This is a genomic window from Methylobacterium sp. (genome assembly GCF_028290105.1).
Lineage (GTDB): Bacteria > Pseudomonadota > Alphaproteobacteria > Rhizobiales > Beijerinckiaceae > Methylobacterium.
Genome location: NZ_JAQGKL010000008.1, coordinates 1 through 21,822, shown reverse-complemented (window position 1 = coordinate 21,822; position 21,822 = coordinate 1). Strand labels below are relative to the sequence as shown.

Here is a 21,822-nt window from a genome sequence, read left to right as displayed (position 1 = left end):
GGCAGGCTGAAGCCGCCCATGGTGATCATCGACTCGATACGCGCCAGTGCCTCGCGCGGCGAGTTGGCGTGCAGCGTGCCCATGGAGCCGTCGTGGCCGGTGTTCATGGCCTGGAGCAGATCGAACGCCTCGGGGCCACGCACCTCGCCGACGATGATCCGCTCGGGCCGCATGCGCAGGCAGTTCTTGACGAGGTCGCGCATGGTGACCTGGCCCGAGCCCTCCATGTTGGGCGGACGCGTCTCCAGCCGGACCACGTGGGCCTGCTGCAGTTGCAGCTCGGCCGCGTCCTCGCAGGTGATGATGCGCTCGTCGTGGTCGATGTAGGCGGTCAGGCAGTTCAGCAGCGTGGTCTTGCCCGAGCCGGTGCCGCCCGAGATGACGACGTTGCACCGGACCCGGCCGATGATCTGCAGGATGCGCGCGCCCTCCGGCGAGATCGCCCCGAAGGTGACGAGCTGGTCGAGGGTGAGCTTGTCCTTCTTGAACTTACGGATGGTGAGCACCGGCCCGTCGATGGCGAGCGGGGGCGCGATGATGTTGACGCGCGATCCGTCGGGGAGGCGCGCGTCGCAGATCGGCGACGCTTCGTCGACCCGGCGGCCGACCTGGCTCACGATCCGCTGGCAGATGTTCATCAGCTGCTGGTTGTCGCGAAAGCGCACGTTGGTGAGCTCGATCTTGCCGCCCACCTCGATGAAGGCGCGGCTCGCGCCGTTGACCATGATGTCGGCGATGTCGTCGCGGGCCAGGAGCGGTTCCAGCGGGCCGTAGCCGAGGACGTCGTTGCAGATGTCGTCGAGGAGTTCCTCCTGCTCGGCGATCGACAGGACGATGTTCTTGAGGCCGATGATCTCCGAGACGATGTCGCGGATTTCCTCGCGGGCGGCCTCGGCGTCGAGGCGCGACAGCTGCGAGAGGTCGATCGCCTCGATCAGGGCGCCGAAGATCATGCTCTTCGTGCGGTAGTAATCTTCGGACTTGGTCGTGATGGGAGCCGGTGCCGGCTCCGGCCGGCGCGAGGTCTCCGGCTTCGGACGCAGGGCCGAATCGTCGTGAACCGGCAGGGATACCTGCGGTTTGTCGGCACTGGCGACGGGGCGGTGCTCGGCCTCGGCGCTGACCGCTCTCCTACCGAACATGGCGCGGGCTCCGGACAGGCGTGGTGGCGGCGATCGGCTGGCGCATCACGAGGCCTTGCGGCGCGCGAGCTTGGCAAGGAGCGGCTCGAACAGGTTCGAGCGCGCGCGCCGCTGCTCCGCGCGGCCGGTGATGGAGGCGGCCAGCGTCGAGAAGACTTCGACGGCCTTGGCCCCGCTCTGCACCTCGGCCAGCATCTGCCCGTTGTTGGCCGCCGTGCCGAACAGGGCGGCGTCGAACGGGATGCTGGCGGCGACCGGCGCATCGAGGGATTTGGCGAATTCGGCGGCCGCGATCTCGGGCCGCTTCGGCAGGCCAGTACCGTTCAGGATCACGCGGGGCTTACGGTCGTTCGGGCGGTTTTGCTGCAGCAGGGTGAGCAGATTCTTGGTGTTGCGCAGGGATGCGAGTTCCGGGCTCGCCACGATGAGGATCTCGTCGGCCCCGATCAGCATGCGCCGCGTCCAGGCGGACCACTGATGGGGCACGTCGAGGACGATGCAGGGAACCGCCGTCCGCAGGAGATCGAGGAGATTGTCGAAAGCCGGCTCGGCGAGATCCGTGGTGCGGTCGAGGGTGGCTGGCGCTGCCAGCAGCGAGAGGTTGTCGCTGCACTTCGACAGCAGGCGGTCGAGCAGGTTCGAATCGAGGCGATCGGGGGCGAAGACGGCTTCGGCGATGCCCTGCGGCGGGTCCTGGTTGAAGTTGAGGCTCGCGGTGCCGAACGCGATGTCGAGGTCGGCGATGACCGTCGCGGTGTCCTGCTCGCGCGCCACCGTCCAGGCGAGATTGTGGGCGATCGTGGAGGTCCCGACCCCACCCTTGGCGCCGACCACCGCCACCGTCCGGCCGACGGGCTTGGCGCCCGGAACCGTGAACAGGTCGGAGATCGCCTGGATCAGGTCGATCGCCTGGACCGGGGCCATGAGGTACTCGCTCACCCCGCGCTGGATGAACTGTCGGTAGAGGTGGACGTCGTTGACGTGTCCGATGACCACGACCTTCGTGCCCTCGTCACAGACCTCCGCGAGCGAATCCAGGGACTCGAGGGGCCGCGACTTCGTCCCCTGCGCCTCGATGACCACCACGTTCGGCGTCGGGGCATGGCGGTAGGCTTCGACCGCCGCCGCTCCACCCCCCATCTGAACCTTGATGTGCGCCTTTTGCATGCGCCGGTCCGAACCGACTGATTCGATCAGCGATGCGGTCTCCGAGGTCTCGCAGAAGGCCTGGATCGTGATCCGGGGCACCGGAGCGATCAGCCGTTCCGTCGAGGCGTTCAGGTCCGGCATGGGGAGAATTCCGGTTCAGGTTGCCGCCGATGCGGGATCAGGGTTGCCGGGGCGCGGATGTCGCCGACCGCTGACGCGATCACTGGCCGACCTGCGACTTCACGGACGTCTGCCCATCCTGGCGCCATTGGGTTGACGGATCCTTGCCGTCACGGATTTTCATGATGTCGCCGGTGCGCCGGATCGTATCGATCCGTCCTTCGGGGCGACCCCGCACGAGGTCGACCGGATCGGCGATCTGCGCAGCGACGTTGGTCTGCGTCGCGCAGCCGAGATTCCAGTGCGGCTCGTTACGACCGTTGAAGGCCGGATCGCCGACGCCGAGATCCTGGGGCCAGGTTCCGCACTGGCTCGCGACCTTCGCCTCCATGCGCTGGAAGCTCAGGCGCAGCGGCGCGGCAAGGCCCGGATTGGAGACCGCGTAACCCGTCACCGTGAACCGGCTGGCGGGAACGCCGCCATCGGCGCCGAGCCGGCGGATCGCCGCCCCCATCCGTTCCACGGCCATTCCGGTTCCGGGCGCGACGCCGCGCGGCATGTCGAGCACGATGGTGCCCCGGCCGTAGCGCCGGAATTCGAGGATGAAGGCGTCGATGTCGGCCGCCTGGCGCGGATCGATATGGCCGGTCCCCGTGACGAAGACGTCTAGGCTTCGGACGCCGTCGGTGAGGACGATCGGGTGCCGGGCGCGGTAATCGATGGGATAGAGAGAGCCGGTGGTGGCCACCCGCTCGGACCGGCATGCGCCCAGGAGCGCGGCGACACCGGCGACCGCCACCAGGGCGAAGGGTTTAGGAAAGGACGGAAGTGGCATCGTGGTCGAGTCCTGCTGGGGCCGGGGCCGCGTCGCTGTGCACGTGAAGAAGGGGCGGGCGGATCAATCGGTGATGAAGCCGACCCGGCCGCGGTATCGGTTGCCGAGAGGACTCGCCCCCGCGACCCCGTAGAGCCGGTTCAGGCGCCCCAGCAGGACCCCTTGCGCATCCTGCGCGTCCACGAAGCCGTCGTCCGGACGGGCGATCTGGCGCGGCTCCATCGCCTTGGCGATGTAGGGCGTCACCATGATCATCAGCTCCGTCTCCTGGCGCTGGTAATCCCGCGAGCGGAACAGCGCGCCGATGACGGGCAGGTTGATGAGGCCGGGCAGGCCCGAGATCGCCGCCTTGTTGCGCTGCTGGATCAGACCGGCGGTCATCATCGTGGCGCCGGAGGCGAGCTCGACGGTGGTTTCGGATTTGCGAAGGGTGAAGCCCGGCACCGACGTGGTCTGTCCACCGCTCCCGGTGGAGCCCGACGCCACGAAGTTGAAGGAGTTCTGCTGGTCGATCTCGGACACTTCGGTGGCCACCCGCACCGAGATCCGGCTCTCCGCCATGACCACGGGCGTGAAGCTCAGACTGACGCCGTAGGGCTTGAAGCTGATGCCGATGGTGCAGACGCCACCGGTGCAGTTCTGCGAGGCCGGGACCGGAATTTCGCCGCCTGCCGTGAACTTGGCGGATTCACCCGAGATGGCGGTGAGTGTTGGCTCCGCCAGGATCCGCGAGACGCCGGCCTGCTCGAACGCCTTGAGGGTCGCCGTCAGGCTCGCTCCGCCCGAGCCGTTGATGGTACCGGACAGGAGGTTGCCGGTGGGAAACTGACCACCATTCAGGGTCAACGGCGTGGTGTTGGCAAGGTTGAGGCCCGACCAGCTACCGTTGAGATTGACGCCGAACTGCTTGAGGACGGTCCGGGCCACCTCGACCACCGTGACGCGCAGCATCACCTGGTCCTTGCCGCGGATGGTGAGATTGTTGATGACGGCGCCGCGCGTCGCCGCTGCCGGACCGGCCCCGGGCGCACCCCCGCCACCGCCCGATTGACCCACGAAGGCGTTGGCGATGTCGACGGCCTGCGCCGCTTCGGACGCGGAATTCACCGATCCCGTGAGCACCACCGAATCGCCGGCCGCCCGGACGTCGAAGCGCGCACCGGCGATGCTCTCGTTCAGCGTCTGGCGCAGGACGTTGAGGTCGCGCGCCACGGTGACGTCGAGGGCGGTGATCTGCCGGCCCTCGGCATCCATGATGAAGATCGAGGTCGCGCCGTTCTCCATCCCGATGATGAAGACCTTTCGGGTGGACCGCACGACGGCGTTGGCGACCTTCGGGTTGGCGACGAAGACCTCCTTGGCGTCGCGCGGCAGATCGATCACCAGGGAGCGCCCCATGGTCAGGTCGAGACGTCGCGAGGTCGTGCCCTCGTTGGCGCCCACCGCGAGGACCGGCGCCGGTGCCACGCTCCCCCGGGACTGCGCTATCGCAGGACCGGTCGGGGCGAAGGCCGATCCCGTGAGGGTGAGGGCGAAGAGAGCCGCGACAGCGGGGCCGCGGGCGGGAAGAATCGCGTGGGGAAGGAAGGTCATCGGCGCATCCTCTTTGATCGTGCGTGCGCGTGTCTCAGCGTCGCGATTGCTGCTTCGCGACGCCGAACCGCACTACGGTCAGGGCCGATTCGGGACGGATTTCGAGGCTCGCATCGTTGCTGCGGCCACTGTCGGCGAGGCTTCGCAGGGACAGCGAGAGCTGACCGCCCTTCTGCGCCAGGGTGACGAGTTCCGCCTGCGCCGGTGTCAGCGCGAGGGTCGCGGTTTCCCCGGTGACGATGTTGGTGCCGTTCTTTTCCTGGATGACCTGTCCGATCGCCAGAACGCGCACGTCTTGGAGCAGGGTCTCGGAGCCCTGCGAGTCGCTGCCACCGCCGCCGCGCGAGGCCTCTTCGTCCCGGTAGGTGCGGATGATGTCGACGCGGTCGTTGGGCAGAATGAAGCCGCCCGCCGTGCTGGAGCCGCGCGTATCGATGGTGATGGCGACCGCGCGCATGCCCGCCGGCAGGATCGCGGCCATGAACCCCCCATCCGATCGCGCGAGTTTCTGCGGCCGGATCGGTTCGCCGGCGAGGAAATTCGATCGCGCGATGGAGCCGACGATCTCCTCCATGCCCTTGGGGGAGTTGGTGCGGGTGATATACCCGGCCGAGAGCGCATCGTTCGGCCAGGGCTGCCAGCGCAGGTCGGGAGCCTGGATGTTCTGGCCCATCGGCAGTTCGGCGGCGGCGACCAGGACGTCGGTCAAGGGCACCGGCGGAGGCGGCGCAGCGACGGCCGCGGGCTGGACCACCGGCTTGTCTTCGCCGCTCATCAACAACGCCGCCGCGCCGCCGGCGGCCAGCGCGATGGCGAGGACGGCAAGTCTGGCTGGTTTCATCACCGGGCTCGAACCTGAAGACGGCGGGTCGCCGTACGAATTCAGGATGGCCGGGCATTCCTCAAATTACGGTTAACAAGCCGTAATCGCCTTAGCTTAAGATACGGGGTCGGAGGATCGCTTCTTAGCCGGCGAGCACACGGGCCCAGACCCCGGTCTCGGGCAACACCATCAAGGCCGCCAGCGACAGGGCAATCCCGTAGGGAACACCGGTCTTGGCATCGTGGAGATGGAGGGCGAACGGCAGCTGGGCCACCAGGGCTGGGAGGGGCAGCGACCGGAGCGCGAGTAGAGCGAGTGTCAGTGCTCCGCCGGCGAGCGAGGCGACGATCAGGTAGTCGGCGAGCTGATCGAAACCGATCCAAAGCGCCGTGGCTGCGGCAAGCTTCGCGTCGCCGCCGCCAATAAAGCCGCAGGCGAAGAGGGTGAAGGTCACCACGAGCGTCGCGGCACCCGCCCCGAGATGCCCGGCGACGTCGTTCCACCCAAGACCCGTGCCTACGGCGAAAGCCGCGAAGGCGACGACCAGGGCCACCGAGACCGTGTTCGGGATCAACATCGTCAGAAGATCCCGAACCGCCGCATAGGCCATCAGGAAGGGAAAGACGACGAGGAGGCTGAGGCTGGCCATGACGGGTCATCCGGCTCGCGCGCGATCAACACTGAATCGTTGCGGTGGCTCAAGCGCAACGGACAAGACCCACCTGTCACACACGTCGAGCGAGCGCGAAGGAGGTACAAAAACTTCGGGTCGACAGCTTCCGAGCGCCTGCGCGTCGCGCAAGCGTGCCGACATCGACGCCGGCATTCCGCTTCAAACGATACCAGCAGAAGTGAACCTTTTGCCGGTGCGAGGAGCATTGGCGACGCCGCACAATGCTCCTCGAACTGTCGCGATCCGGCGCAGGCCCGCGTCGACGATCAGGCGAAGACCGGAAGGCTTGCCCGCCTCGATTTCGATCAGGAGGTCTTCAGGTTACCGGCGACCTTCTGCAGCGTGGCGCTCAGGTTGGTGCCGAGGGTGGTGAGGGCCGTGATCACCGCGACGGCGATCAGCGAGGCGATCAGGCCGTACTCGATTGCGGTGGCGCCGGACTGGTCGGCAGCGAAACGCTTGAACATGGTCGTCATGACAAAAATCCCCTGGGGTGGCTGTGCCGTCTACGCTCAAGGCGTCTCGTCCGGCGACAAATCCACATTGCCCGACGCCTCTTGCCATTGGGTTAAATCGTTCTTGGAATCACGGCCCGGGCGATGCGGTTTGGATCGTCGTTAACAAAATCTGATGATGCCTATAGCCTGAGGCAGCCCGCACCAAACCTTCGTACAAGTCCTCGAACCGGCATCGCTCTCTTATAATTCGGCATTATCGGTTCGTTTACCGTGTGCGTGCTTCCTGGCTGAACCTCCCTCGGCGGACCGCCCTCATCGGTTGCGCCGACATCGTTCGCGATGGGCGTCGTGCCGTCCGGTTTCAGTGAGCCTTCGATGCAGCACCGCTCGAATCCATCTCGTATCGCAGCGCGAGGCCTGGCCGCGCTGCTGTTTGCCGGCTGCGCCACACTCGGCTGCGGTTTGCCCAGGGCGCAGTCGTCCGAGACCGCTCCGGCGGTCGTCATGGTCTCGGTGGACAATGCGAAGGTCATTCGGCTGCCGGAGAAGACGCAGACCGTGATCGTCGGCAATCCGATCATCGCCGACGTGGCCCTTCAGAAGAACGGCGTCCTGATCCTCACCGGCAAGAGCTTCGGCAGCACCAATCTCATCGCCCTCGATGCGTCCGGCAACATGCTCGCGGAGTCGACGATCAGCGTCCAGGCGCCTCAGGCCGCCGTCATCACCGTGCAGCGGGGATTGGATCGGGAATCCTATTCGTGCACGCCGAACTGCCAGCCCTCGATCCAGCTCGGCGACGCGAGCAAGTACTACGGCGACGTTTCCGGCCAAGCGGAGTCCCGCCGCAGCATGGCGACCGGCTCGGGCGCCTCATCAGGCGCCAAGTAACGCCCGGTCTGTCGTCTCAGCGCGGAGAAAAGCGTGCGTCGGGCTCGTCCGGGCGGGCCGCGAGACGAAAGCCGTCGAGACCTTCCAGCGTCACCGCGAGCCCCGCACGGCGGTCGGCGACGTAGCGCAGGGCACCGGCGACGACGCGCTCGGAATAGGGTTTGGCGATCACGCCGAGGGCGCCGGCAAAATCGTCCGGAATGCGTTTGGCGTTCGCCGTCATGAACACGACCGTGGTGTGGGGATCGGCGCTGAGCGCGCGCGCCACCTCGACGCCGGTGGGACCGTCCACGAGGTGGATGTCGACGAAGGCCACGTCGGGTGCCGTCGAAAGGCCGAGGGCGATCGCCTCCGCAGAGCTTCCGGCCACACCGACGATCTCGTGACCGAGATCGTCGAGAAGGCATTCGAGTTCGAGGGCGATCAGGACCTCATCCTCGACCACGAGGATGCGCAGGGCGGACGTCGTCATCGGGCCGCCCATTCCGCACCACCGGCCCGTTCGGCGAGCGCGCTCTGGAGCGAGATCGCATCGAGCGGCACCGTGATCTCCACGCGCGTTCCGGGCGAGACATCGCTCCAGGCGATGACCCCACGCAACTGGCGTACCACCATCTCCACCAGCGAGCGTCCGAACCCGGCCGGATTGGGGACCCCACATGCCATGCCGACCCCGTCGTCCTCAATTAGCATGCGCAGACTCTGATCGCTGCGTTGCGCCGTGATGGTGACGCGGCCCGGCCGGCTGTCGGGAAAGGCGTGCCGCACCGCATTCGTCGCGAGTTCGTGCAGCATCAGGGCGAGGGGTGCCGCCATCGCCGCCGACACCGCGATCGAATCGAATTCGGCACTCACGGCGGTCCGGTCGCTTTCCAGTCCCGCCACCAGTTCGGAGACGAAATCCTCGGCGAATTCGCGCAGGTCGAAGCGCGTCACGTCGCCGGCGGAGTAGAGCATGCGGTGCACGGTGGAGAGCGCGCCGATGCGTTCAGCCATTCCCTGAAGCGCGTCACGGGCCTCGCCCTGTGGCGTACGCCGAGCCTTGAGGAGCATCAGCGAGGAAATGACCTGAAGGTTGTTCTTGACCCGATGGTCGACCTCGTGGAGCAAAGCCGTCTTTTGCTCGAGGGCGGCGCGCAGATGCGCGGTCTGCTCCGAGACGCGCCGCTCGAGCTCGTCCTTGGCATCCTTCATCGCGACTTCGTGGCGGTACTTGCCCGTCATATCGGCCTGCGCCGAGTAGAAGTGCATGATGCGCCCGGTCGCGTCACGCACGGGCGCCACCGTCATCCCGTTCCAAAATGAACTGCCGTCCTTGCGATAATTGATCAGCTCGATTTCGATCGGCCTGCCGACGCTCACGGCTTCGCGGAGGCGTTGCACCGCATGCGGGTCCGTTCCAGGCCCCTGCAGAAGGCGGCAGTTGCGACCGTCGATCTCCTCCCAGGCGTAGCCGGTCAGCGCGAGGAAGGCATCGTTCGCCCAGATGATCGGGTTGTCCGGCTGGTGCGGGTCCGTCAACACCATGGGCGTCGGACTCGCGGTGAAGGCCGCCACGAACGCACCGGCGTCGATGCCGAGTTCCCGCGCTCCGGCCCTCGGCGGCTCCCTATGCGTCATGATCGGCTTCAGCCAAGACGTTGCACCCGGTGTGAAAGCTCAGACGTCCCTGCGTCGCACGTCCTGCCGGATGCGAAAACGGAGTTGAACTGCTGGAAGGCGCCGTCGTCAACACGTTGCTGGCCCCAGACCTGACGGGATGCGCGGACCGCCAACAGGAAAATACGAGACCTCGCATTAACGATCGGGAAGGCATATTCGCGACGAAGCCGCCGCGCCGATCCATGCCGTCCCGCGACCGACCCAGTGAGTAGGGTCGGGCCTCAGGCCTGCCATGGTCCGCGGGCATCAAGCTCTTTCGGCTCCCAGGAGTTCCATGCCATGGCCCAAAGCGACGTGCGCGACGCCCCGAGCCGCCGCCTCCGCCTGAAGGACATCGTCGAGGACCCGCGCATCCTGCTGATGCTGGCACTCGGATTCTCGTCCGGATTGCCGCTCCTCCTCGTGCTTGGCACCTTCTCGACGCGGCTCGCCTATTCCGACGTCGACATCAAATCGATCGGCCTGTTCAGCTACTTGGCGCTTCCCTACGCCCTGAAGTTCCTCTGGGCGCCGCTGATCGACCGTTTCGACATCCCAGTGCTGAGCGACGTCCTGGGACGTCGGCGCGCCTGGATGATCGTGACGCAATGCGCGGTCGCCGTTGCGCTGACGCTGATGGCCTTCTCCGAGCCCGGCACCAGCCTCGCTCTCCTCGGGCTCGGCGCCTTTCTCGTCGCGATCTGCGCGGCGACCCAGGACGTCGTCATCGACGGCTGGCGCATCGATGCCGCCGGCACCGATCTCCAGGGTGTCATGGCCGCGACCTCGAACCTCGGCTATCGCCTGGCCCTGATGTCGGCAGGCGCCGGAGCCCTGTTCATCGCCAGCGCCTATGGCTGGACCGCCGCCTACCTGTCCATGGCGGCCCTGATGGGTGTCGGCATGATCGCGGCCCTGTTCGCGCCGGCCTATGACCGCGCGGCGGACAGCCGCCAAGCCGGACGGTCGGCTGGCCCGAAGCCGATCTGGACCCTGCGTGGCGCCATCTTCGAGCCACTGGCCGAACTGCACACGCGGCTCGGGCGCAGCCTCTGGGCGATCCTCATCCTCGTCGCCCTCTACAGGATGCCCGACTTTATCTCCGGGGTCATGGCGAGCCCCCTCTACAAGACGGTCGGTTTCAGCCTCGTCGATATCGGCTTCGTCTCGAAGCTCTATGGCATCTGGGTCGGAATCGCGGGGGCCTTCGTCGGGGGCTGGGCCATGACGCGCTTCGGCCTGTTCCCGACGCTCGTCGTGGGCGCCTTTCTCGGTGCCGCCTCGAACCTCTCGTTCTCGTGGCTGTCCTTCGGCGGCCCGGAGGTATGGCGGCTGACGGCGGCGATCTCCATCGACAATTTCTGCGGCTCGTTCGCCGGCATGGCGCTCATCGCCTACATGTCGAGCTTGACGGCGCCGGGGCTCGCGGCGACCCAATACGCCCTGTTCTCGTCGCTCTACGCCCTGCCGGGCAAGTTCGTGGCCGGCACCTCCGGCTACATCGTCGCCGCGTTCGGCTATCCGGTCTTCTTCGCCCTGACGGCGGCGGTGGGCATCCCCGTCGTGATCCTTTGCATCTTCGTGGGCCGCAGCGGCGAGCGTAACGCCGCCGCCACGGAGGCGGCGACAGCCGACCCGATCCACCCGGAAGCGGCGGCGGGCGACGAGATCGGCGGGAACCATCCGCTGGGCCCCGAGCTTGCTTCCACCGGCAAGCAGCCGACGGGGCCGAACCAGACCGGACGCCCCCACCCGGCACACGGATGAGATCGCAGACGTGAGCAACATCAAACTCGTCGACGACGCCCCCACCACTCCGGCTCTCACCGCCGGATCGGCCGACCTCAGCGACGCGGACCGTGCCGCCCTGCGGCGCGCCGTGGAGACCCTGGAGAAGCCGGGCCTTGCCGCGCGCCTGTCGGCGATGGCCGGCGCCCCCCTCGACATGATCGGGCGCGCGCTTCCGGCCCCCGTGACCGACGCGGTCTCTCAGGCGACCGAGAGCGCCATGCGCGCCTCGCTCAAGGTCGCCCTGGCGACCCTGCCGGCGAGCAAGGACATCGGCCATGGCCGATCCGTCGAGACGCTGCTCAACGGGCCGGCCGAACCGGAATCGGCTACGATCCGCACGGCGGCGCGGCTCGCGAAGTACTTCCCGTCGAGCGCCTTCGGGCACAAGGCCCTCGCGGCGGCCTCCGGCGCGCTCGGCGGCGCCTTCGGGCTCGCCACCCTGGCAGTCGAACTGCCGGTCTCCACCACCCTGATGCTGCGTTCGATCGCCCAGATCGCGCAGGAGGAGGGCGAGGATCTGAGCGATCCGGAGAATGCGCTCGCCTGCGTCCAGGTCTTCGCGCTCGGCGGACGCGAGGCCGCCGGCAGCGCTTTGACGGAAAGCGGGTACTTCGCGGTGCGGGCGGCCCTGGCCAAGACCATGGTCGAGGCCGCGCGCTTGGCCGGTAACCGGGCGCTCCTCGACGAGGCCGCGCCGGCCCTGATCCGGTTCTCGGCCCAGGTCGCCGCGCGCTTCGGCATCGTCGTGTCGCAGAAGGTGGCCGCACAGGCGGTGCCGATCCTCGGCGCCGTCGGGGGTGCGGCGGTGAACGCCGCCTTCATGGATCACTTCCAGTCCACGGCCCGTGCCCACTTCACGGTGCGGCGCCTGGAGCGGACCTACGGCGCGGGCCCGGTCCGCGCCGCCTACGAGTCGGAGAAGGCGATGCTGGGAGTCTGAGCCAGGCTCAGACCCGCGGGTATCGCCGCGACAGGAGGGTGTGGACGAGGCGCGCGGTCTGCACTTCGCCCCCCTCCGGCCGGCCGGGCTTCGTCGACGGGTTCCAACCGTAGAGGTCGAAATGGACGTGCGCCCGGGTGCCGGGCGCGAAGCGGCGCAGGAACAGGGCCGCTGTGATCGCCCCCGCGAAGGGGCCACCCGACACGTTGTTCAAGTCGGCGACCTTCGAGTCGAGCAGGCTCGCGTAGGGCTTGTGCAGCGGCAGGCGCCAGACCGGATCGGCGCAGGCGAGACCAGCCGCCGAGACGGCGTCGGCCAGCCCATCGTCATCCGTGAAGTAGGCGGGCAGGTCAGGACCGAGCGCCACCCGCGCGGCCCCGGTGAGCGTCGCGAAATCGATGAGCAGTTCCGGTGCCTCGACATCCGCGAGCGTTAGGGCGTCGGCGAGGATGAGCCGCCCTTCCGCGTCCGTGTTGCCGATCTCGACGGTGAGTCCGGCCCGGCTGCGAATGACGTCGCCCGGACGAAACGCGGTGCCGGAGACGGCATTCTCCACGGCTGGCACAATCAGGCGAAGACGCAGGTTCAAACCGGACCCCATCACCATGTCGGCGGCGGCCAGGGCCGCGGCGGAGCCCCCCATGTCCTTCTTCATCAGGAGCATGCCGCTCGATGGCTTGATGTCGAGGCCGCCGGTGTCGAAGGCGACGCCCTTGCCGACCAGCGTCACGCGCGGGGCGTCGGCGGGCCCCCAGGTCAGATCGATCAGGCGCGGCGCGCGCGACGAGGACGCGCCAACCACGTGGACGAGGGGAAAGTCACGCGCCAGATCCGCGCCTTCGACGACGGTGACCTCGGCGCCGTGACGCTCCGCGACGCTGCGGACCGCAGCCTCGATTTCCGCCGGGCCCAGATCGTTGGCCGGGGTGTTTACGAGGTCGCGGCCATTGGCCACCGCCTCGGCGATACGGGTCAGGGTCTCGCCATCGACACCCTCGGAGACCGCGAGGGCAGGCCGCTCGGGGCCCGCCTCGCGGTAGCGTCCGAAGCGGTAGCTTCCGAGCAGCCAAGCCAGGGTCGCTTCCGCCGGATCGAAGCCCGGAACGGGGGCGAAACGGTACGTTCCCGGCGGCAACGCGCCGGGGAGCTTGCCGGCGATCATGCGGTCGCTCCCGTCCCCGAGCCCGAACAACACGCCCGCGAGCCGGCCGTCGCCCGCTGGGAGCAGGGCGGTCCGGCCGGCCTTCGGCGCGAAGTCGGTCGCGCGCGCAAAGGCACACTGCGCGTCCGGCAGCGTGGCCTCGATCTCGGGCCATGTTTCCGGCGTGACACAGGTGATCGGAACGGCATCTCCGGCATCGGGGACGAGGCGGGACAGGCTCTGGGACATGGGGCTCGCAGCGGGAGAGGAACGGGCCGCGGGGGTTTAACCCGCGATTAGGGTTAACCGTCTACCACCGCAAAGACGGGAGCGCGAAGCGTTCGACCGATCAGGCCTCGGACCGTTCAGGTCGTTGTGGAGCGCGTCATGGTCACGCCGCTGTTGAAATTATCCTTCGGACGGCAGACCGGCCTCGCAGCAGTCCTGGTCCTTGGTGGCCTCGCGGCCGGGTGCCAATCCCGCTCGCCCGAGACCACCGGCTCCATCGGGGGAATCGCGCTGCCGAGCTTCGGACGCCCCCAGACCGCCGCCGTCATCGGCCGCCGCGAAGTCGAGAGCCTGGGCGAGAAGTACGGTGCCGATCCCAGCGACGTCACGGTGGCTCTGCGCTACGCCCAGGCGCTGCGCGCCACCAATCAGAAGCCGCAGGCCGTCGCGGTGCTGCAGCAGGTCGCCCTGCGCAATCCGAAGAACAACGCGGTGCTCGCCGCCTACGGCAAGAGCCTCGCCGAAGTCGGCCGGTTCCAGGAGGCCGCCGAGGTCCTGCAGAATGCCCACACCCCGGCCCGCCCGGATTGGCGCGTGCTGTCGGCGCAGGGTGCCGTCGCCGATCAACTCGGCGACCACACCCGCGCACAGGGGTTCTACGAGGCGGCGCTGAAGATCCAGCCCGACGACCCGGTGATCCTGTCCAATCTCGGCCTGTCCTACGCGCTGGGTCGGCAATTGCCACAGGCAGAGACGACTCTGCGGCTCGCCGCCGCCCAACCCCGGGCCGACGCCCGTGTCCGGCAGAACCTCGCCCTGGTGCTCGGCCTCCAGGGCAAGTTCTCCGACGCCGAGACGGTGTCGCGCCAGGACCTGTCTCCCGAGGAGGCGGCCGCCAACACCACGGCCCTGCGTGCCCTCGTTGCCCAGCCCAACAGCTGGAAGGCACTCAAAGCCTCCGAAGCGCGCGGGTCCAAGCCGACGCGCCAGATTGCCGAGACGCCGGCCGGTTGATCCGGGCTGCGCATGGACGGCGCGCGCGATTTGAGGTTAACCGCGAGTTAAGGGCAACAGCCTAGGTTGCGGCAGAGGCATTCGGCGCGGCGCCCGGTTCGCGGGCGCGTCGCCGAACGAGGAGAGCGCGTGCGTTGGGGGGCTGATCGCTGGCGCTTTTATCGATTGATCGGTCGCGAGATCACGCGGTCGGTTCGCGATACTTATGCGCGGATGACCGGACGGCCCGACATCCTCGCCCGCGCGCGGGTCACCGGCCTCGTCATTGCGCCCCACGACCTGCGCACCAGCGACGCCACCTTCGCCGACGACATCTATGCCGGTCTCTTCGTCTTCGCCGGCCGTTCGCTCTCGGTGAGCGGGCGTTCGCCGTTCGACTATGCGCCGCCGTCCCCGGAATGGGCCGACATCCTCTACGGTTTCGGCTGGCTGCGTCACCTGCGTGCCGCCGACACCGCGCTCGCCCGAGCCAACGCCCGCGCCTTCGTGTCCGACTTCATCGCCGGGCGCGGCGACGGGGCGCTCGCACGCCCGACGCCGGTGGCGGCAAGGCGGCTCATCTCCTTCCTGTGCCAGTCCCCGCTAGTCCTGGAGGGCGCTGACCATGCCTTTTACCAGGCCTTCCAGAAGGCCCTCGGCAAGGCCGCGCGCGACCTCGAAGGCGACCTGCGGCGCGGCATCTCTCCCCAGACCCGGCTGCTGGCCGCCGTGGCCCTCTGTTACGCCGGCCTCTGCTGCGAGGGCATCCAGCCGATCCTGCGCCGGTCCACCCGCATCCTGGTGCGTGAACTCGACCGGCAGATCCTGCGCGACGGTGGCCATCGCAGCCGGGACCCGCGGTTCGCGATGGAGCTCCTCCTCGACCTGCTGCCCCTTCGCCAGAGCTTCCTCTCCCGCAGCGTCGACCCGCCGGAAGCGCTCCTCCACGCCATCGACCGGATGCTGCCGCTGCTGCGCCTGCTGCGCCACCCGGACGCCTCGCTGAGCCATTTCAACGGCATGGGGGCGACGGCGGCGGATCACCTCGCGACCCTGCTCGTCTATGACGGGGCCCTGGCCCAGCCGATGATGCATGCGCCGAATTCCGGCTACGAACGCATGGAGGGTGGGCGCGTCCTGGTAGTCTGCGATGTCGGCGCGCCGCCGCCGCTCGCGGATTCGATCAACGCCGGAGCCGGCTGCCTCTCCTTCGAAATGTCGAGCGGTCCCCAGCGTATCGTCATCAATTGCGGCCTGCCGGCGAGCGGTCCCGAGCTTCGGCGACTCGCGCGCAGCACGGCCGCCCATTCCACCGCCACCGTGGCCGACACCTCGTCCTGCCGCTTCCTCGTCGGTGGCGGGGCCTGGTACGAACGCTGGATCGTGACCTGGCTCTCGGCCCGGATCGGCCCCGTGATCCTGCGCGGTCCGCGCAGCGTCAAGGCCGAGCGGACCGCCGAGCCGGATGCCACGATCCTGGCGGCGCGCCACGACGGCTACGCCCGGGATTTCGGGATCGTCCACGAACGCCGCTGGCGCCTGTCCACCTCCGGACACGTGCTCGAGGGTGAGGACGCCTTCGTGCGGACCGAGGTTCCGCGCCGGAGCAAGGCGCGCCATCGTCCGCAGGAGGTGGCGGTCCGTTTCCACCTGCACCCGGCGATCGCCGCACGCGGGCTCGACGACGGCGGGATCGAGCTCACTTCGCCGATTGGCGAAGTCTGGCATTTCGCTGCCGAGGGTGGCCAGATCGCCCTGGAGGAGAGCGTCTACTTCGCCGGCCTGACCGGCGCGCGTCGCACCGACCAGATCGTGATCTACCTCACCGTCGCCGACGACACGCGCCTCCGCTGGAGCTTCGCCCGGCAACAGCCCGGCGAGCCCTGAGGCGCATCTGGCCGCAGCGCACAATTCCGTGGTAGGCGCGCGTCAGTTCCATCGTCGCTTGCCTCGGACGAAACCCCATGTCCCACGACCAGGTGCGGGTCACCCGCGCACTCCTCTCCGTCTCGGACAAGGCCGGACTCGTGCCGTTCGCCACCGCCCTCGACCGTCTCGGGATCGAACTCGTCTCGACTGGCGGAACGCACAAGGCGCTCAGCGCCGCCGGGCTGCCCGTGGCCGAAGTCGCCGAACTGACCGGTTACCCGGAGATGATGGACGGGCGCGTGAAGACGCTGCATCCCGGCGTGCATGGCGGCCTGCTCGCCGTGCGGGACAACCCCGAGCATCAGGCGGCGCTCGCCGCCCACGGCATCCGGGCGATCGACCTCTTGGTGGTCAACCTCTACCCCTTCGAGGCCACCGTGGCGAAGGGCGCGGGTTACGACGAATGCGTCGAGAACATCGACATTGGTGGCCCGGCGATGATCCGCGCCGCCGCGAAGAACCATGCCGGCGTCGCGGTCGTGGTCGATGTCGCCGACTTCGCCGATCTCCTGGCCGAACTCGAAGCCAATAGCGGGTCCTTGAGCGAGCGCACCCGCCGCCGGCTGGCGCAGAAGGCCTATGCCCGCACCGCCGCCTACGATGCCGCCATCGCCAACTGGCTCGCGTCGCAGATCGAGACGGAGGCCGCGCCGGCCTTCCGTGCCTTCGGGGGCAGCCTCGCCCAGTCGCTGCGCTACGGCGAGAATCCGCACCAGAGCGCCGCCTTCTACCGCACGCCCGGCTCCAGCCGCGCCGGTGTCGCCACCGCGCGACAGCTGCAGGGCAAGGAACTCTCCTACAACAACCTCAACGACACCGACGCGGCTTACGAGTGCGTCGCCGAATTCGACCCGGCCCGTTCCGCCGCGGTGGCGATCATCAAGCACGCCAACCCGTGCGGCGTCGCCGAGGGTGCCAGCCTCGCCGAGGCCTACGAGCGCGCGCTCAGCTGCGATCCGACCTCGGCCTTCGGCGGCATCGTCGCCCTGAACCGCACCCTTGACGCCGAGGCCGCGCGCAGGATCGTCGAGATCTTCACGGAAGTGATCATCGCGCCGGACGCCACCGACGAAGCCATCGCGATCGTGGCCGCCAAGAAGAACCTGCGCCTGCTCCTGGCCGACGGTCTTCCAGATCCGCGCGGGGTCGGCGAGACAGTGAAGACCCTCGCGGGCGGCCTCCTGGTCCAGGCCCGCGACTCGGCGGTGGTCGACGACATGCCGCTCACCGTCGTCACGCAGCGGGCGCCGAGCGAGCAGGAATACGCGGACCTGCGCTTCGCATACCGGGTCGCCAAGCACGTGAAGTCGAACGCCATCGTGTACGCGCGGGACGGCGCCACGGTGGGCATCGGCGCCGGCCAGATGTCGCGGGTGGATTCCTCGCGCATCGCCGCCTGGAAGGCGGCCGAGGGCGCCAAGCGTATCGGCGCGTCGGTGAGCCTCGCCAGGGGTTCTGTGGTGGCCTCCGATGCGTTCTTCCCGTTCGCGGACGGCCTGATCGCGGCGGCGGAAGCCGGCGCCACGGCTATCATCCAGCCCGGCGGCTCCATGCGGGACGCCGACGTGATCAAGGCCGCCGACGAAGCCGGCCTCGCCATGGTCTTTACCGGGCACCGCCACTTCCGGCACTGATCGTGCCGCCGGAACGCGGCCGAGCCCGGGGGCTCGCCGCATCGACGAGGCTACCTTTCCATGACCGACACGCACACCCTGACCAGCCGCGAAGAGCGCCGCGCGGCCGGCAAACGCCTGCGCGAGCGGGTCCCGCGCGAATCCCTCGGCCAATGGCAGCCCGCAGCCCAGCGTGATCCCCTCGCGATCCTGCGGGCGGGCGATGCCGGGCGCCTCGTCGAACTCATTCCGCTGCGATACCAGCGCATGCGCGAGAACGCCTTCGCGTTCCTGCGGGGCGGGGCCGCGATCATGGCCGCCGACCTCGAGGGAACACCCGTTCCGGGCATCCCGGTGCAAGCCTGCGGCGATTGCCACATCGGCAATTTCGGCGTCTACCGCAGCCCCGAGGGGCAAACCCTCTTCGACATCAACGATTTCGACGAGACCCTGTGGAACGTCGATTTCACCGTGGACGTGAAGCGTCTCGCCGCCAGCGCGGCGCTCGCGGCGCTTCCCGCCGGAGAGGACAAGGCACGCCGCGCAGCCAAAGCCAGCGTCCGCGCCTATCGCGAGCACATGCGCGAGCTCTCAAGCCTGTCGCCGCTGGCGATCTGGCACAGCCGGATCGATCTCGACCACGAGGTCGGGCGCCTCGGCGACGGCGACCTCTGCCGGCGCCTCCTGGCCGAAGCGGCCCAGGAGAACGACGACGGTCTCAGCCGGGGCGATGCCCCGAAGCTCGCCTCCGAACCCGATCCCACCCATCCCGAGGAATGGCGCATCGCCGACAAGGCGCCGACCATCTTCCACGAGGGTCCGAACGGCCTGTCGGAGGCCGTGCGCGATGCCGCGGCGGCGCTTCTGGCCTACCCGCAAGGGCTGACCGCCGACCGCTGGAGCCTGGTCTCGCGCTACGCGCAGCGTGACGTCGCCTTCAAGGTGGTGGGCATCGGGTCCGTCGGCCTCGTCTGCGCGGTCGGCGTCTATGCCGACGGCGACGGCGCGCCGCTGTTCCTGCAGATCAAGGAAGCCCGGCCCTCCGTCATCGGCCAATTGGCCCTGGCCCCGTTCTCCATCGTCTCGGAGGGACAGCGGGTGATCGATGGCCAACGGATCATGCAGGCAGCGAGCGACCTCTTCCTCGGCACGGCGTACAGCGAGGCGAGTGGGCGCTCCTATTACGTGCGCCAGCTCAAGAACAAGAAGCTGTCGGCGGTCGCCGAGATCCTCGCGGAGAGCGGCGCGAAGGCCTATGCGCGGCTTTGCGGCACCACGCTCGCCCGCGCCCATGCCCGCTCCGGCGACGCGGCCATGATCGCCGGCTATCTCGGCAAGGGCTCGGCCTTCGAGGAATCGATCGCCGACTTCGCGATGACCTACGCCCGCCAGAGCATCGCCGACCACGCCCTGCTGATGGAAGACTTCCTGACGGAGCCTCGGTCTGAGACCGACGCTCGGTGAATCGAAAAAGGGCCCCGCCTCACGGCGGAGCCCTTCTCCATGGGGTGCCTCGACCTCAGCGCGTGGGCGCCTCGTCGTAGGTGAAGATATCGCGATCCTTGGTCTCGGGGATGAACAGAGCGCCGATGACCGCCGTCGCGAGGGCGATCACGATCGGGTACCAGAGGCCAAAATAGATGTCGCCGGTCTGGGCCACCATGGCGAAGGCGGTGGCCGGCAGCAGGCCGCCGAACCAGCCGTTTCCGATGTGGTAGGGCAGGGACATCGAGGTGTAGCGGATACGCGTCGGGAAGAGTTCGACGAGCGCCGCCGCGATCGGGCCGTAGACCATCGTCACGTAGAGGACGAGGATCGTCAGGATGACGATGATCGTCAGCTTCTGGGCCGAGAAGATGTCGATCATCTTGGCGAAGTTCGAGAGGCCGTCCTTCGGGTCGATGACGATCTTAACGATGCTCGGGTTCGTGGCCGTCGGGTAGCCGGCGGCGGTCAATGCCGCTCCGACGTCCTTGGCGAAGGCCGGATCGGCGGCGGCAAACTCCTTGCCGGCGACGGTGACGACGGCCTTCGTGCCGGGCGCCACCGGCTCGGTGGTGTAGTTCACCGCGGACCGGGCGAGCAGCGCCTTGGCGATGTCGCACGAGTTTGAGAACTTGGCCGTTCCCACCGGATTGAACTGGAACGAGCAATCGGCCGGATCAGCCTTGACCACCACCTGCGTATTCTGCTGGGCCGCGTGCAGGGCCGGGTTGGCCGCCGCGGTCAGCGCCTTGAATAGCGGGAAGAAGGTCAGCGCCGCGATCACGCAACCGCCGAGGATGATCGGCTTGCGGCCGATCTTGTCGGAGAGCGCGCCGAAGAACAGGAACCCGCCGGTGCCGAGGATGAGCGACCAGGCGATGAGCACGTTGGCCGTGAACTGGTCGACCTTCAGGATCGTCTGCAGGAAGAACAGCGCGTAGAACTGGCCCGTGTACCAGACGACGGCCTGACCGGCGGTGAGGCCGAGGAGCGCGAGCAGCGCCCACTTGGCGTTGCGCCACTGGCCGAAGGCCTCGGAGAGCGGCGCCTTCGAGCCGGTGCCCTCTTCCTTCATCTTCTTGAAGGCCGGGCTCTCCTGCATCTGGAGACGGATCCAGACCGAAACGCCGAGCAGAACGATCGAGACGAGGAACGGAATGCGCCAGCCCCAGGCGGCGAACGGCGTGATCGTGCCGGCCGTGCCATCGGCAAGCGTGGTGGCGACGGGGGCGTAGTTCGCGTTCACGTAGATCTGGGTGAACAGGATCACCATGAGCGACAGAAGCAACCCAAGCGTCGCGGTCGTCTGGATGAAGGCGGTGTAGAAGCCGCGACGGCCACGGGGCGCGTGCTCGGCCACGTAGACAGCGGCACCGCCGTACTCGCCGCCGAGCGCCAGTCCCTGGAGCATGCGCAGGGCGAGGAGCGCCACGGGGGCGACCCAGCCGATGCCGTACTCGTTCATCGTCGCGTAGGACGGCAGCAGGCCGACCACGAAGGTCGAGATGCCCATGATCAGGATGGTGATGAGGAAGGTGTACTTGCGGCCGACGAGGTCACCCAGGCGGCCGAACACCAGGGCGCCGAACGGGCGCACGAGGAAGCCGGCGGCGAAGGCCAGCAGCGCGAAGACGTTGCGCGTGGCTTCCGGATAGGCCGAGAAGAACTGTGCGCCGATGATCGCGGCGAGCGAACCATAGAGGTAGAAATCATACCATTCGAACACGGTGCCGAGCGAGGAGGCCAGAATGACCTTCTTCTCGCCGGCGCTCATCGGACGGGTGTCCGACTCGCTGAGGGGCAGTGCGCCTGACGCAGCCATGATGACGTTTCTCCAGCATTCTCACCGCCCGGGCGTTGCTCACCCGTGGCTGTTGGACCCTTCGACGTACACAACACTTCGCGGGCGAACGGTGAGACTGGACAATCTCGCCTTTCGCCATGAATGCGCATGACTACGTCGGGCGGAACGCTAAGCGACGCCAAATCTTAGTCCAATAGCGGCGAAGGGCCTTTGCCTGCAAAATTCAGATATTTTTCAACAAACGCCCAAGTATTTTTTTAGTTTGGCGCGGATTAAAACGCCCTGAAAACGGAAGAAGGGCGCGGCTCGCGCCGCGCCCTTCCGATTTGATCCGGTTAGCGGAACGACGGCTCAGTGCGCGTGCGCTCCATCGGCACCGATGCCGGTTTCCGACCGCACGAACTGAGCGTCGAACAGCGCACGCTCGCGCTGCGCGCGGCGCGTGTTGTCGAGCTTCGAGACAAGGAAAATCGTCAGGAAGGCCAGCGGCATCGAGAACAGCGCCGGATTGTCGTAGGGAAAGATCGCCACGGGATTGCCGAAGGTCGTGACCCAGACCGCCTTCGACAGCAC

The 21,822-nt window shown here is 68.0% G+C and carries 18 protein-coding genes and 1 pseudogene; 7 read left to right on the top strand and 12 right to left on the bottom strand.

The annotated features are described in order from the left end of the window. From JWQ05_RS00535 to JWQ05_RS00505, 7 genes are all read right to left on the bottom strand, one after another. On the bottom strand, positions 1 to 1,142 hold a 1,142-nt coding region (locus tag JWQ05_RS00535; RefSeq protein WP_299652854.1), incomplete at its 3' end, for a CpaF family protein. Positions 1,143 to 1,187: 45 nt separating this feature from the next. After that, positions 1,188 to 2,432 carry an AAA family ATPase gene (locus JWQ05_RS00530; RefSeq protein ID WP_299652851.1) on the bottom strand — a complete coding sequence of 415 codons (1,245 nt, stop codon included), beginning with the start codon at positions 2,430 to 2,432 and terminating at the stop codon, positions 1,188 to 1,190. 79 nt (positions 2,433 to 2,511) lie between these two features. Beyond that, positions 2,512 to 3,246, bottom strand: coding sequence for a CpaD family pilus assembly protein (locus JWQ05_RS00525; protein WP_299652848.1), 735 nt, complete (start codon positions 3,244 to 3,246; stop codon positions 2,512 to 2,514). Positions 3,247 to 3,309: 63 nt separating this feature from the next. Next, positions 3,310 to 4,839 (bottom strand): type II and III secretion system protein family protein, encoded by a 1,530-nt coding sequence (locus JWQ05_RS00520; RefSeq protein WP_299652845.1) that lies wholly within the window; start codon positions 4,837 to 4,839, stop codon positions 3,310 to 3,312. A gap of 34 nt (positions 4,840 to 4,873) precedes the next feature. After that, a complete protein-coding gene (gene cpaB / locus JWQ05_RS00515) occupies positions 4,874 to 5,680 on the bottom strand; it encodes a Flp pilus assembly protein CpaB (RefSeq protein ID WP_299652842.1) in 807 nt (268 codons plus the stop codon). Between the two features lie 124 nt (positions 5,681 to 5,804). After that, entirely contained in the window at positions 5,805 to 6,311 is a 507-nt protein-coding gene (locus JWQ05_RS00510) for a prepilin peptidase (RefSeq protein ID WP_299652839.1), read from the bottom strand. Positions 6,312 to 6,640: 329 nt separating this feature from the next. Next, the gene (locus JWQ05_RS00505) at positions 6,641 to 6,811 is read right to left on the bottom strand and encodes a Flp family type IVb pilin (RefSeq protein WP_299652836.1); all 171 of its coding nucleotides are present in this window, start codon (positions 6,809 to 6,811) and stop codon (positions 6,641 to 6,643) included. A gap of 321 nt (positions 6,812 to 7,132) precedes the next feature. Between JWQ05_RS00505 and JWQ05_RS00500 the strand changes: the two genes are divergently transcribed. Next, a complete protein-coding gene (locus JWQ05_RS00500; protein ID WP_299652833.1) occupies positions 7,133 to 7,684 on the top strand; it encodes a pilus assembly protein N-terminal domain-containing protein in 552 nt (183 codons plus the stop codon). 16 nt (positions 7,685 to 7,700) lie between these two features. On the opposite strand, the gene JWQ05_RS00495 is transcribed toward JWQ05_RS00500, so the two are convergent. Both JWQ05_RS00495 and JWQ05_RS00490 read right to left on the bottom strand, forming a co-directional pair. Beyond that, positions 7,701 to 8,156: a response regulator gene (locus JWQ05_RS00495; protein ID WP_299652830.1), complete on the bottom strand. Its 456-nt coding sequence runs from the start codon at positions 8,154 to 8,156 to the stop codon at positions 7,701 to 7,703. Next, the gene (locus JWQ05_RS00490) at positions 8,153 to 9,304 is read right to left on the bottom strand and encodes a PAS domain-containing protein (protein WP_299652827.1); all 1,152 of its coding nucleotides are present in this window, start codon (positions 9,302 to 9,304) and stop codon (positions 8,153 to 8,155) included. Before JWQ05_RS00490 ends, JWQ05_RS00495 begins: the two co-directional genes overlap by 4 nt. Positions 9,305 to 9,625: 321 nt before the next feature. On the opposite strand from JWQ05_RS00490, the gene JWQ05_RS00485 reads away from it, so the two are divergent. After that, on the top strand, positions 9,626 to 11,092 hold the full coding sequence (locus JWQ05_RS00485; RefSeq protein WP_299652824.1) for an AmpG family muropeptide MFS transporter: 1,467 nt from the start codon (positions 9,626 to 9,628) through the stop codon (positions 11,090 to 11,092). A gap of 19 nt (positions 11,093 to 11,111) precedes the next feature. Then, the gene (locus JWQ05_RS00480; protein WP_299652860.1) at positions 11,112 to 12,056 is read left to right on the top strand and encodes an EcsC family protein; all 945 of its coding nucleotides are present in this window, start codon (positions 11,112 to 11,114) and stop codon (positions 12,054 to 12,056) included. 7 nt (positions 12,057 to 12,063) lie between these two features. Here the strand turns inward: JWQ05_RS00480 and JWQ05_RS00475 are convergent, their stop codons facing one another. Continuing rightward, positions 12,064 to 13,446 (bottom strand): M17 family metallopeptidase, encoded by a 1,383-nt coding sequence (locus JWQ05_RS00475; RefSeq protein WP_299652821.1) that lies wholly within the window; start codon positions 13,444 to 13,446, stop codon positions 12,064 to 12,066. Positions 13,447 to 13,584: 138 nt separating this feature from the next. Here JWQ05_RS00475 and JWQ05_RS00470 point away from each other — a divergent pair, with 138 nt between their 5' ends. From JWQ05_RS00470 to JWQ05_RS00455, 4 genes are all read left to right on the top strand, one after another. After that, positions 13,585 to 14,439, top strand: a complete 855-nt coding sequence (locus JWQ05_RS00470; protein WP_299652818.1) for a tetratricopeptide repeat protein — start codon at positions 13,585 to 13,587, stop codon at positions 14,437 to 14,439. A 129-nt stretch (positions 14,440 to 14,568) separates the two neighbouring features. Further along, complete coding sequence (locus JWQ05_RS00465) at positions 14,569 to 16,305, top strand: heparinase II/III family protein (RefSeq protein ID WP_299652815.1); 1,737 nt, start codon at positions 14,569 to 14,571, stop codon at positions 16,303 to 16,305. 77 nt (positions 16,306 to 16,382) lie between these two features. Next, on the top strand, positions 16,383 to 17,981 hold the full coding sequence (gene purH, locus JWQ05_RS00460) for a bifunctional phosphoribosylaminoimidazolecarboxamide formyltransferase/IMP cyclohydrolase (RefSeq protein WP_299652812.1): 1,599 nt from the start codon (positions 16,383 to 16,385) through the stop codon (positions 17,979 to 17,981). Positions 17,982 to 18,041: 60 nt separating this feature from the next. Beyond that, positions 18,042 to 19,424, top strand: coding sequence for a DUF2252 domain-containing protein (locus JWQ05_RS00455; protein ID WP_299652809.1), 1,383 nt, complete (start codon positions 18,042 to 18,044; stop codon positions 19,422 to 19,424). Between the two features lie 55 nt (positions 19,425 to 19,479). Here the strand turns inward: JWQ05_RS00455 and JWQ05_RS00450 are convergent, their stop codons facing one another. Beyond that, positions 19,480 to 21,219, bottom strand: coding sequence for an MFS transporter (locus JWQ05_RS00450; RefSeq protein WP_299652857.1), 1,740 nt, complete (start codon positions 21,217 to 21,219; stop codon positions 19,480 to 19,482). Between the two features lie 381 nt (positions 21,220 to 21,600). Beyond that, positions 21,601 to 21,822 (bottom strand): annotated as a pseudogene (gene actP, locus JWQ05_RS00445) (cation acetate symporter); the annotation flags it as partial.

Bases quoted from the DNA above. Each gene is read 5' to 3' on its own strand.
- JWQ05_RS00520 (WP_299652845.1), bottom strand. From the start codon at position 4,839: ATGACCTTCCTTCCCCACGCGATTCTTCCCGCCCGCGGCCCCGCTGTC.
- JWQ05_RS00470 (WP_299652818.1), top strand. From the start codon at position 13,585: ATGGTCACGCCGCTGTTGAAATTATCCTTCGGACGGCAGACCGGCCTC.
- JWQ05_RS00525 (WP_299652848.1), bottom strand. From the start codon at position 3,246: ATGCCACTTCCGTCCTTTCCTAAACCCTTCGCCCTGGTGGCGGTCGCC.
- JWQ05_RS00450 (WP_299652857.1), bottom strand. From the start codon at position 21,219: ATGAGCGCCGGCGAGAAGAAGGTCATTCTGGCCTCCTCGCTCGGCACC.
- JWQ05_RS00485 (WP_299652824.1), top strand. From the start codon at position 9,626: ATGGCCCAAAGCGACGTGCGCGACGCCCCGAGCCGCCGCCTCCGCCTG.
- JWQ05_RS00455 (WP_299652809.1), top strand. From the start codon at position 18,042: ATGACCGACACGCACACCCTGACCAGCCGCGAAGAGCGCCGCGCGGCC.
- JWQ05_RS00530 (WP_299652851.1), bottom strand. From the start codon at position 2,432: ATGCCGGACCTGAACGCCTCGACGGAACGGCTGATCGCTCCGGTGCCC.
- purH (WP_299652812.1), top strand. From the start codon at position 16,383: ATGTCCCACGACCAGGTGCGGGTCACCCGCGCACTCCTCTCCGTCTCG.
- JWQ05_RS00500 (WP_299652833.1), top strand. From the start codon at position 7,133: ATGGGCGTCGTGCCGTCCGGTTTCAGTGAGCCTTCGATGCAGCACCGC.
- JWQ05_RS00490 (WP_299652827.1), bottom strand. From the start codon at position 9,304: ATGACGCATAGGGAGCCGCCGAGGGCCGGAGCGCGGGAACTCGGCATC.
- JWQ05_RS00475 (WP_299652821.1), bottom strand. From the start codon at position 13,446: ATGTCCCAGAGCCTGTCCCGCCTCGTCCCCGATGCCGGAGATGCCGTT.
- JWQ05_RS00505 (WP_299652836.1), bottom strand. From the start codon at position 6,811: ATGACGACCATGTTCAAGCGTTTCGCTGCCGACCAGTCCGGCGCCACC.
- JWQ05_RS00510 (WP_299652839.1), bottom strand. From the start codon at position 6,311: ATGGCCAGCCTCAGCCTCCTCGTCGTCTTTCCCTTCCTGATGGCCTAT.
- cpaB (WP_299652842.1), bottom strand. From the start codon at position 5,680: ATGAAACCAGCCAGACTTGCCGTCCTCGCCATCGCGCTGGCCGCCGGC.
- JWQ05_RS00495 (WP_299652830.1), bottom strand. From the start codon at position 8,156: ATGACGACGTCCGCCCTGCGCATCCTCGTGGTCGAGGATGAGGTCCTG.